This is a genomic window from uncultured Marinobacter sp. (assembly GCF_913055835.1).
Lineage (GTDB): Bacteria > Pseudomonadota > Gammaproteobacteria > Pseudomonadales > Oleiphilaceae > Marinobacter.
This window is the reverse complement of sequence record NZ_CAJXKQ010000032.1, coordinates 38,989-50,208: the sequence shown is the minus strand read 5'-3', so window position 1 is coordinate 50,208 and position 11,220 is coordinate 38,989. Positions and strand designations below refer to the sequence as shown.

The 11,220-nt window shown below is 57.5% G+C and carries 7 protein-coding genes; 2 read left to right on the top strand and 5 right to left on the bottom strand.

What is annotated here, in order from left to right:
• A partial coding sequence (locus QZ534_RS15340; protein ID WP_296935599.1) for a response regulator occupies positions 1-1,327 on the bottom strand: 1,327 nt, incomplete at its 3' end.
• 106 nt (positions 1,328-1,433) lie between these two features.
• On the opposite strand from QZ534_RS15340, the gene QZ534_RS15335 reads away from it, so the two are divergent.
• On the top strand, positions 1,434-3,227 hold the full coding sequence (locus tag QZ534_RS15335; protein ID WP_296935597.1) for an ATP-binding protein: 1,794 nt from the start codon (positions 1,434-1,436) through the stop codon (positions 3,225-3,227).
• Entirely contained in the window at positions 3,214-5,283 is a 2,070-nt protein-coding gene (locus QZ534_RS15330) for a GAF domain-containing protein (RefSeq protein WP_296935595.1), read from the top strand. Before QZ534_RS15335 ends, QZ534_RS15330 begins: the two co-directional genes overlap by 14 nt.
• 45 nt (positions 5,284-5,328) lie before the next feature.
• Here QZ534_RS15330 and QZ534_RS15325 read toward each other — a convergent pair whose 3' ends face one another.
• The 4 genes from QZ534_RS15325 to QZ534_RS15310 all read right to left on the bottom strand — a co-directional run bounded on the left by QZ534_RS15325 (position 5,329) and on the right by QZ534_RS15310 (position 11,013).
• Entirely contained in the window at positions 5,329-5,868 is a 540-nt protein-coding gene (locus QZ534_RS15325) for a ferritin-like domain-containing protein (protein WP_104321193.1), read from the bottom strand.
• A 122-nt stretch (positions 5,869-5,990) separates the two neighbouring features.
• A complete protein-coding gene (gene acnA / locus QZ534_RS15320; protein WP_296935590.1) occupies positions 5,991-8,753 on the bottom strand; it encodes an aconitate hydratase AcnA in 2,763 nt (920 codons plus the stop codon).
• Between the two features lie 260 nt (positions 8,754-9,013).
• Positions 9,014-10,534, bottom strand: coding sequence for a methyl-accepting chemotaxis protein (locus QZ534_RS15315; RefSeq protein WP_296935588.1), 1,521 nt, complete (start codon positions 10,532-10,534; stop codon positions 9,014-9,016).
• Positions 10,531-11,013 (bottom strand): SCO family protein, encoded by a 483-nt coding sequence (locus QZ534_RS15310; protein WP_296935585.1) that lies wholly within the window; start codon positions 11,011-11,013, stop codon positions 10,531-10,533. Before QZ534_RS15310 ends, QZ534_RS15315 begins: the two co-directional genes overlap by 4 nt.
• Between the last annotated feature and the right edge of the window lie 207 nt (positions 11,014-11,220).

Genomic DNA, 11,220 nt, shown 5'->3' with positions numbered 1-11,220 from the left:
GTTTGAAATGGTCCAGATCAAGCATGACCACACTGGACGGATGCCCGTCCCGGCGACACCGGGCCAGTTCCTTCTCCACTTCCTGCTTGATCAGCGAATGCTTGAGCAGACCGGTCAGGCTGTCCCGGTTCATAAGCTCTGACAACTGCCGGGCCCGATAGCACCGGATCCTGACCGAGCGCACGAGGTAATCGTCAGAAACCGGCTTCATCAGGAACTCATCCGCTCCCTTGGAAAGCGCTTCCAGCTGGTTGTCAGGATCATCCTCGGAAGACAGGTAGATAATCGGCAGACTCAGCCAGCGCGGTTCAAACCGGATCAGCCGGGCCAGGGTCACCCCGGAATAACCACCAATCTGAACATCCATCAGGACAATATCCGGCTGAAAGGCCGACAGGGTCGACATCAGGTCCAGCGGGGCGGCAACCGTTCGCGCCTCGATACCAGCCGACTGCAGAACCAGGCAATAGTGTTCGGCCAGCTCAGTGTCATCCTCGACAATCAACACACGCCCCTGAACCCCGGCGCTGCGCTCGATGGCCAGGGATTCGATCCGTTCGGCGAGCTCGGGGATATCAAGGGGTTCCGGGAAAAACGCAAATGCCCCCAGCTTGGCCAGGTGGTACTTGTTCTCGAAGGATCCGTCCCGGCCGATGCAGATTACCGGCAGTCTCCGCCGTAACCCTTTTGCCTGGGCACGGTTGCGCAGCGCCATGACATCCGCCAAATCGGAATCTTGACAAAGTATCGCGGCCGCGCCGGACGTATCCGCGAGCACCTGATGCACAGCTTCCGGCTCCCTCCGGTCAACGTTACGGCAGTTGAAGCCATACCGGGCCATCTCGGCAGACAGCGCCGTCAGCCCATCGTCACCGTTCTCCATGACGATCACGCTGACCTGCATGCCGTGACTACCCTCAAAAACATCACTCCGCTGGACTGGCGTGCTTGCCGGCTCCTGATATTCACTCCTGACTTCAACAAGCCTCGCCAGGGCATCAACGCCCTCTGCAAAATCCGTATCTACATCAACAGACTGGCTTCGGCCAGCGCCACCCTCGGCGAGATCCTCGGCCTGGCTTTTCAGCTTTTTTTCCAGGGTTCGGGCGGCAACGCCCAGCTCCGGCAAACCAAAGGTACCGGCGGAACCAGCAAGCCGATGCAGCTGTTGATAGCACTGAATAAGCCCCTCGGCAGATAGTTCACCACGGCGGGTCTGCTCCGCATAGTGACGCAGGACCTGAATGTCCTCATTCGCGCGAACAAGGAACTTCTGCCTCAGCGCTGCCAGTTTTGCCGCGACATCGCTGCTTTCTTGCGAAGCCAAATCAATTCCCCCAATGAATGTGTTTTGCCGCTCTCGCAAAATCCACTATTCTCGCCCCAATAAAATCACGTTTAGGCTCGCCCGGCCATAACCTTAAGGAAGTATATTGCGAAATCTGTCCCTAGGCAGTCGCGTCGCCCTGATTGCCATCTTCAGCAGCATTGTTACGGTCGCAGTCCTGTTGGCGATTGCCTACAACGAGCTGGTGCGCGACTTCGAAGATGTGCTGACCCAGCGGCAGCTACTCGAAACCGAAAACAGCGCCAGTCGGGTGAACCAGGACCTGCAGATCCGGCTGCAGGCCCTCGAGGCATTTTCCACACTGCTTACCGACGGCCAAAACCGACTACCACTACCGCGGATCAGAAACCTTCTGGGTCGCCAGACGTCTCTCCAGGCCTATTTTCAGGAAGGTCTGGTGATATTCGATGAGCGGGGCGTCGCTATTGCCGAGAATGTGCATGTTCCCGGGCGCCTTGGTACCTCCTATGCCGACCGGCAGCATTTCCGAAAAGCACTTGCCTCACGGGCCCCGGTCATAAGCCGCCCCATCATTGGACGGACTACTGGTCTCCCACTGTTGTCGTTTCTGGCCCCCATTGAAACTGATGAAGGCGACCTGCTGGGCTTTGCCGGCGGCATCATCAATCTTGCCAAAGCCAGCATCATTCCAAGGCAGGCGGCAGAACGTTCGGATACGCTATTCAAGGTTCTCGATACCGAACACTTTATTCAGGTGGATGCCCTTTCCGGAACCAACATCATGCCGGATCTTCCGGAGCCCGGTGAGAACCTGATCATCGACGCGGCCCTGTCCGGGGTCACCTCCGGAGTTGTCACAGACCTGGAAGGCAAAAAATGGATCTACGCCACCCGGCATCTTGAACGGGTGGGCTGGATGTTCCTGCGTGCAGTGCCGTACGAGCATGTGAAACAGCCGGCCTGGGCCTCATTCCGAGCCTTCCTGGGCATCAGTATCCTTGCCATGCTGATCCTGGCGGCCACTGCCTGGGCCCTCGCCCGCGCCGCAACCCGGCCACTGGAGAAAATGTCGTCAAAAATACGTGCCATGACCCGGGATGGTTTCGTTGCTGCAAGACTTAAACCTGCCGGACCCCCGGAAATCCGGAGTGTCGCCATCGCCTTCAATCAGCTGATGGAGGAGAGGGAAGCTCTGGATGTGCTCAAAGACCAGTTTGTATCTACCGTCAGCCATGAGTTGCGCACCCCGCTGACATCCATCAACGGTTCCCTGAGGCTTCTTCACTCCGGTGCTGCCGGGGACCTGCCGGTAAAAGCCCGGGCCATGGTAGATGTTGCGCTTCGCAACAGCGAACAGCTGCAACGGTTGATTTCAGACCTGCTCGACTTCAACAAGACTCTGGCGGGACAGATGCCCATCAATCCTGAAACCATCGAAGTGGGCTCAGCCATTGAGGATGCTTGCGAGGGCAACGCGGCCATGGCCCGGCACTACCGGATCCCTCTCAACGCCGAGCCATCCGGGGCACAACTCGTTATCGCGGACCCGGTGCGTTTGAGGCAAATCCTCGATAACTTTATCAGCAACGCCATCAAGTTCTCTCCGCTTGAAGGCACGGTCAGGGTCCGAACCGAAGTCGCCGCATCCGACCGTGTGAGGATCACCGTGTCGGACCAGGGCAAGGGCGTTCCGGAACATTTTCTGCCCCGGCTGTTCCATCGTTTTGCGCAGGCGGAAGCCGGCTCCACCCGGGCAAAGGCTGGCACCGGCCTTGGGCTGGCCATAAGCCGGGAGCTTGCAAGCATGATGGGCGGGGAAGTCGGCTATTATTACGACAGCGGAGCCCATTTCTGGGTGGAATTGCCAGCGGCTGATGCCGAAGTGCCGGAAACTGGAGAGCGCCATGAAAACCCCTGATCTGCCGCCGGATGAAGCATTTCGGCTATGCGCCCTGGACGAGTTGAAGCTTCTGGACACGCCGCCAGAAGAACGATTCGACCGGCTTACCCGGCTCGCCGCCCGCAGCTTCGATATTCCGATTGCCCTGGTATCGCTTATTGACAGCAACCGTCAATGGTTCAAATCAAGACACGGACTGGAGACTCCGGAGACAGCCAGGGATATTTCTTTCTGCGGTCATGCCATCCTGCGGGAAGAACCCTTCATCATCGAGAATGCCCTGAACGATGAGCGATTTGTGGACAATCCTCTGGTAACCGGCGAGCCCAACATCCGCTTTTACGCCGGCGCTCCGCTCCACGACCGTCACGGCCATCGCGTTGGCACTCTCTGTGTGATTGACCGTAAACCCCGGTCCTTCTCTGACGACGACAAAGCCACTCTACGGGATCTCGCCGATCTGGTAGAGCGGGAGTTCGGGCTGGGAGAGCTCGGCGATTTTTATGACGAGCGTAACCGGGCGCTGAATCTACTGACGGAGATTGCCCTGGACACCGAGGGCGACGCCAGCCAGAGAGTGACCAGGGCCCTGGAAATGGCCTGCAACTACCTGGGCCTTGAGACCGGCATTGTCAGCCGGATAACCGGTGGTGCCTATACGGTGCACTGGCATTTTACGCACCTGCAGGACACTCTGAGCAACGGCACTACCATCCCCCTGGAGCGCACCTATTGCTCGTTAATGGTGGCGACCGGACAGGTGCTGGCCATTGATCATATGGGGCAGTCAACGTATCGCAACCACATCTGCTACGAGGTTTTCGGGCTGGAAAGCTACCTGGCAGCCCCGATCTGGATTGACGGCGAGATATTCGGAACCATCAATTTTTCTTCAAGACATCCAAGACTGACACCGTTCAGCGCCACCGAACGCATGTTCGTTACGTTGCTGGCAGGCTGGGTCGCAGACACCATCTACCAACAGCAGCATACGGAAACCCTCCACAAGCTGGTGACCCAGACCCCCGGCATGCTCTACCAGTATCGCCTCTGGCCCGATGGGCACTCCAGCTTTCCATATACAAGCCCCGGCATTCAGGACATTTATGGTGTCTGTGGGGAAGAAGTAGCGGCTGACGCCTCCCCCGTGTTCGATCGTATTCACCCGGACGATCTGGCAGGAGTGGCGGAATCCATCCAGCGATCTGCAGAGTCACTTGAGCAATGGCAGCACCAGTATCGCATACGCTGGAAGACCGGTGGCTGGCACTGGGTGGAGGGGCTCGCCCGGCCTGAACCACTGCCTGATGGCAGTATCCTGTGGCATGGCTATATCGCCGACGTCCACGAGCGCCACAAGATCGACGAAATGAAAAACCAGTTTATTTCCACGGTGAGCCATGAGCTGAGAACACCCCTGACCTCTATCTCGGGTTCTCTGGGGTTGATTCTCGGTGGCGCAACCGGGCCACTCACCCAGAAAACCACGCAAATGCTGGACATTGCCAGACGCAATACCGATCAGCTCAGGCGCCTGATTGACGACCTCCTGGATATCGAGAAACTGGTCACTGGCAACATGGCAATCGATGCCTCAGTACAGGACCTGGAAAGCGCAGTACGGGTGGCACTGGAGGAAATCCAACCGATCGCAAACCAGCACGATATCAAGATCAAACTGAGCAATGCCAACCCCGGGGTCCGAGCCAGTTTCGATGCCAACCGGCTGACACAGGCCCTCTCCAACCTGCTGTCCAATGCCATCAAGTTCTCGCCGGAGGGCGGCGCAGTGAATGTCGAGATCCAGCAATCCGGAAACCTGATAAGGCTGGAGGTGAGAGACCAGGGGCCAGGTGTGCCCGCAAGTTTTCGGGACAGGATTTTTCAGAAGTTTGCCCAGGCCAACGCATCATCGTCACGCAGCAAAGAAGGCACCGGACTGGGTCTGGCCATCACCCGGGAGCTGATGCATGCCATGGAGGGAGAGGTCGGCTTCGACTCCGAAGAGGGCAAAGGCGCGTGCTTCTGGCTAAGTCTGCCCCTGGCCGACGCAGACGAGAAAGGCGCCACCTGACAGGCGGCACCCACACTCGTCAATTACGCCACGGGCCCGCGATATTCAGCTATCCAGCCCTTCAAGCAGACCGGCCATATCGTCCGCGTGCTCTTCTTCCTGGGCCAGGATTTCCTCGATAATCCGCCGAGAGGTCGGATCCTGGTCACCCAGGTAACGGGCAATCTCGCGATAGCTGTCGATCGCGATCCGTTCTGCAACCAGATCCTCGACCACCATTTCCCGAAGCGTTTCGCCTTCGACAAACTCCGCATGTGAGCGGGTCAACAGGCCTTCCGGGGAAAAGTTGGGCTTGCCTCCCAGTTGCACGATACGTTCGGCCAGCCAGTCTGCGTGCTGTTGTTCCTGGTCCGCATGCTCCAGGAATTCCTGGGCAGCGACATTGGCGTTGATGCCATCGGCACGGAAATAATGGCTTTTGTAGCGTAGCGTGCAGACGATTTCGGTCGCCAGCGCCTCGTTGAGAATCTTCACCACATTGTCGCGGTTGGCACCATAGCCCTCGGTCAGAGCCCCTTCTTCAATGTGTTTACGGGCCCTTTCGCGAAGGGTTTTGACGTCCGTCAGAAACGGTTGATCGGTCATAAGGGTCTCTCTCGTTTCTCTCTGGAATTTGGCTGAAATTTGGCTGAAATTTCGCCTGAAATGGGCGTTTCAGATGGTTCTGGCATAGCGGCGAACCGCTATGCCTCATCAGCAGCGCCCAATCAGGCAGTGCGCAGCATCTCCCGTACGACGTAATGGAGGATGCCGCCATGCTTGAAGTAAACAGCCTCGTTCGCGGTATCGATCCGCGATTTCAACTCACAGCTTTCTGTAGAACCATCCTTGTATTTCACCGTCATCGTGAGGGTCTGACCCGGTTTGATTTCTCCGGACAGGCCTTCAATGCTGATGGTTTCCTCACCGGTAAGTTTAAGGCTCTTGCGATCCGTACCTTCCGGGAACTGCAGTGGCATCACGCCCATACCGATCAGGTTTGAGCGGTGAATGCGTTCATAGGATTCGGCCACCACGGCTTTCACACCGAGCAGACGGGTACCCTTGGCCGCCCAATCCCGGCTTGAACCGGTACCGTACTCCTTGCCGGCAATAACCACGAGCGGCGTGCCCTGCTCCTGGTACTTCATGGCGGCATCATAAATGGCCATTTGCTCGCCGGTGGGCACAAACCTGGTGAAGCCACCTTCCACGCCATCGAGCATCTCGTTCTTGATACGCACGTTGGCGAAGGTGCCTCGCATCATCACCTCGTGGTTACCCCGCCGGGAACCATAGGAGTTGAAATCCTTGGGATCAACGCCGTGCTCCTGCAGGTATTTACCGGCAGGGGTGTCCGGCTTGAAGGAACCGGCGGGTGAGATATGGTCGGTGGTCACCGAGTCACCCAGCATCGCCAGGATGTTGGCGTCCTTGATGTCATCAATGGCGTCCGGCTCCTCCTTGAGACCTTCAAAGAAGGGCGGATGCTGGATGTAGGTGGACTTGTCGGACCACTCGTACACCTTGCTTTCCGGCACCTTGATGGACTTCCAGGTGGCATCGCCGTCGAAGACCTCTGCATATTCCTTGCGGAACATGTCGGTTTTCACTTTCTCCACGGCTTCAGCAATCTCCTGCTGGCTGGGCCAGAGGTCTTTCAGATACACCGGATTGCCATCCTTGTCGGTACCGAGGGCCTCTTTTTCCAGATCAAGACGAACGTTGCCCGCCAGCGCATACGCCACTACCAGGGGCGGCGAAGCCAGCCAGTTGGTCTTCACCAGCGGGTGCACCCGGCCTTCAAAGTTCCGGTTCCCGGACAGCACCGAGGCGACGGTCAGATCACCATCGGTAATGGCCTGCTCTACCTCGTCGGGCAGCGGCCCCGAGTTACCGATGCAGGTGGTGCAACCATAACCCACCAGGTTGAAGCCAAGCTTGTCGAGATCGTCCTGGAAACCGCCGACCCGCAGATAATCCGTGACCACCTTGGAACCCGGCGCCAGCGAGGTCTTGACCCAGGGCTTGGTGTTCAGCCCCTTCTCGACGGCTTTCTGGGCAATCAGGCCGGCGGCCATCATCACGCTCGGGTTAGAGGTGTTGGTGCAGGAGGTTATTGCAGCAATCACTACCGCGCCCGGATCCAGCCGGGACTTCTCGCCGTTCATGTGCAGCGGCTGGCTGGAAGGGTGTTCAAAATAAGCGTCCTGAGCCCCAACGGCAGTGCCGCCACCCTCGGACTCCAGATTGGCTTTCCGGTTTTCGGCGGGTCCTTCGGCCGTTTCCATCAACAGCTCAAAAGACGACTTCATGTTCTTCAGTGCAACCCGGTCCTGCGGCCGCTTGGGCCCGGCGAGGCTGGCCTCGACATCGCCCATATCGAGCTCCAGGTTGTCGGTGTACACCGGCTCATGGCCGGGTTCCCGCCAAAGCCCCTGGGCCTTGGCGTAGGCTTCCACCAGTTCCAGTTGCTCTTCCTCACGGCCGGTCAGTCGCATGTAGTTGATGGTCTGCTCATCCACCGGGAAGAAGCCACAAGTCGCGCCGTATTCCGGCGCCATGTTGGCGATGGTGGCCCGGTCGGCCACGGGCATATCCTTCAGGCCGTCGCCGTAGAATTCCACGAATTTGCCGACAACGCCTTTCTTGCGCAGCATTTCGGTGACGGTCAGCACCAGATCTGTGGCTGTAATGCCCTCACGGAGCTTGCCGGTAATCTTGAAGCCCACCACTTCGGGGATCAACATGGATACCGGCTGGCCCAGCATGGCGGCTTCCGCTTCGATACCGCCAACACCCCAGCCAAGGATACCCAGACCGTTGATCATGGTGGTGTGGGAATCTGTACCTACCAGGGTGTCCGGATAGGCAATGGTCTTGCCACCCTGATCCTTCTGCCAGACGGTCTTGCCCAGATACTCCAGGTTCACCTGGTGGCAGATACCGGTGCCGGGCGGTACCACGCGGAAATTGTCGAAGGCTTGCTGGCCCCAGCGCAGGAATTCGTAGCGCTCCTGGTTGCGTTCCATTTCGATGGCCACGTTGTCCTTGAACGCCGACGGATCACCAAACTTGTCCACCATTACCGAATGGTCGATCACCAGATCCACCGGTGACAACGGGTTGATCATTGCCGGATCCTTGCCGGCGGCCTTCACCGCCTCACGCATCGCGGCAAGATCGACCACCCCGGGCACACCGGTAAAATCCTGCATCAGCACCCGTGCTGGCCGGAACTGGATTTCGGTATCGGAGTGACGATCTTTCAGCCACTGCACCATGGCATCGATGTGGCTACGATCAACCGTGGAGTCGTCTTCATTGCGCAGCAGGTTCTCCATCAACACCTTGAGAGAGAAAGGCAGGCGATTGAGGTCGCCGAGGGTATCTGCGGCCTTCGGCAGGCTGTAGTAATGGAAGGTTTTACCGCCAGCATCCAGGCTGGAAAGGGTATTCAGACTGTCTTTGCTGAGACTTTCGTTCGACATGTGGTGCCTCCTTTTTCGTCGTTATCCGCGTATTCCGGAAGGCTCTCTCGAAGCCCTTTCAGCAACGCATCGACCGGGAAAGCAATCCCATAACGGACAATAGCCTGATGAAAGGACTCCACAGCGTGAAGTCACCTTTAACTATTGCAGCAATTAACGAGAGTTCAACCGCGGGCCAGTGAATGTTCGGCATCAGTACGGTGAATGTCAGACCAAGGTCGGAGAGTTAGTTGACCCTCCAACCTCCTGCTCTGGAAGGGTTAGATGCGATAGAGTTTCACGAGTTCATTCAGTTTTTCGGTAACCGCCTCGAGGTCCGCTGCCATGGCTCTAACCCGCTCGGCCTCGGACACCACATCGTTGTTCCGATTGGCGATGGAATGAATGTTCTCGTTGATCTGGAGCGACGTGGCCGCCTGCTCTTCCGAGGCCGATGCGATCTGGTAGTTCATTCTGGACACCTCGCTGATGGAGGTTTCCACTTCGCGAATGGCCTCGCCGGTTTCCCTCATTGCCCGTATTGATTCCGCAGATCGGGTCCGCCCCATCTCCATGGAAGCCCTGGTGGCCTCGGAAATGTCGCTCAATTCGCCGACAGTCGCCCGAATCTGGTCGGTAAACTCCTGGGTTCTCAGGGAAAGTGCCCTGACCTCATCCGCCACCACGGAAAAACCACGGCCATGCTCTCCGGCCCGTGCGGCTTCGATGGCAGCGTTCAGGGCCAGCAGGTTGGTCTGTTCGGAGATCGCATTGATCGAGCCGACAACCGAAGAAATGGATTCGATTTTTTCGCCCAGCTCATCGACCCTTGTGGCACTGCTCCCCAGTGCCTCATCGGTTGCTTCAGTCAGTTTCGTGGCGTTAGCCATGGCTTCACCACCCCGTCTGGCGGCGCCAGACGCATTACCGGCCGCATCGGACGCCAGCTGGGCGTTGCTTGCAACTTCCTGGATACTGGCGGACATTTCGTTGGTTGCCGTGGCCGCCTGATCGGTCTGAACCTGCTGCTCGTTGGCAATCTGCGTGGTCGTGTCACTGACACTGGTCATGTCATCAGCATTTGCGCGCAATTGCTCCGACAACTCCCGGAGCTTGGCAATCAATTCGACAAATCGCTCCAGCATGTTATTGAACGAACCGGCGGTGACACTCTTGTCTGCATCATCCAGGCGGGCCGTCAGATCGTTGTTGGCATCGAATCCGCGGATAATCTCGATGATCTGGATCGACTGTTTTTGCTCCGCGCCCATGCGAATGGCGAAGAACACTAGAATTGCTGCTTCAAACACCACGAAGGCCGCGTGCAGAAATGCAATTGACCAACTGCAGTCGTAGTTGAAGATCATTACCGACATGTCGCCCAGGGATGCCCCGCTCAGTTGCAGCCCGGTCAGTGCCAGATGATGGACGGCGATGGTACCGCCCGCGACCACTACCGGTAGCCAGTCCCGATAAATAATCACCAGAGCGAGGGCGGCAAAAATATGGAAGTGCATTTCGATCCGCCCCATCTGGGCCTGGATCATGATGGCCGAAAAGAGCATGAGACAGACAGCAAACAGGGAGGACAGCGCCCGGGTTCCCCGCATGGTGAAATAGCCGGCCACCGCCAGGCCGCCCACCAGAATAGATGCCACCAGAGCAAACATGGTTGTACCGTAGCCCATTGGAACCAACAGTCCGACCACCGGGATGTGAGCCAGAAGAATGAGAAGCACCTGGCGATCGGTGCGCTCCCGGATTTCAACTTCATAAGACTGACTGTTTACCGCTGTCATCATGTAGCACTCTCGCTGTCGTATTCTTTCAGAAAGCGGCGAATATCCTGTTCAACCAATCCAAGTTTCAGATCCGGTGTGGCGTAAACCAGCCTTCTCCGAAAGTCTGAGGTCACCACATGCAAATTTGCACTGTGGGCAATATAGTCACTTGGGGCGCCCCCCTGTTTAACGGCAAAATCGTTGTAAGCTGAAGCCAGCTTTTGAGCAGACTGGTGGGTTTCAGGCCTGTAGGATCTGAATGCTTCACCGAGGCTTGCCATTGTCTGTTGTAAATCCTGAGCGGTGTCGTTTTCCGGATCGAGAGTGACAAACAGAAACTCGACTTTGGCGTCGTCCAACCGCTGGCTCAGATCCAACAGGTTAACCAGTTGAGCCGGGCAAACAGTTCCGCACTGGCGATAACCAAAGAAAATAACGACCAACCCGTCCTGCGGTGGCTGGTACCCTTTCAGGCTCTCTCCGGGCTCATCAATCGCCATCCCGTAAAACCCGCTGTTGTTGAGTAGCGACGGCATCACCGGGAGTGCCAGTGCCAGCAGGAAAGCTGTGGCAAAAAGCAGAATGCTTGTGGTTTTTCTGTTCACTTTTCCTGTCCGTGAAAGATCGCTCGCGAGTTTGCAGAGAAATTTGAAATCGAGCTATAGGTGCATTGCGCAGCCTCTGGCGCGAAGAACTTGCATTTGCAA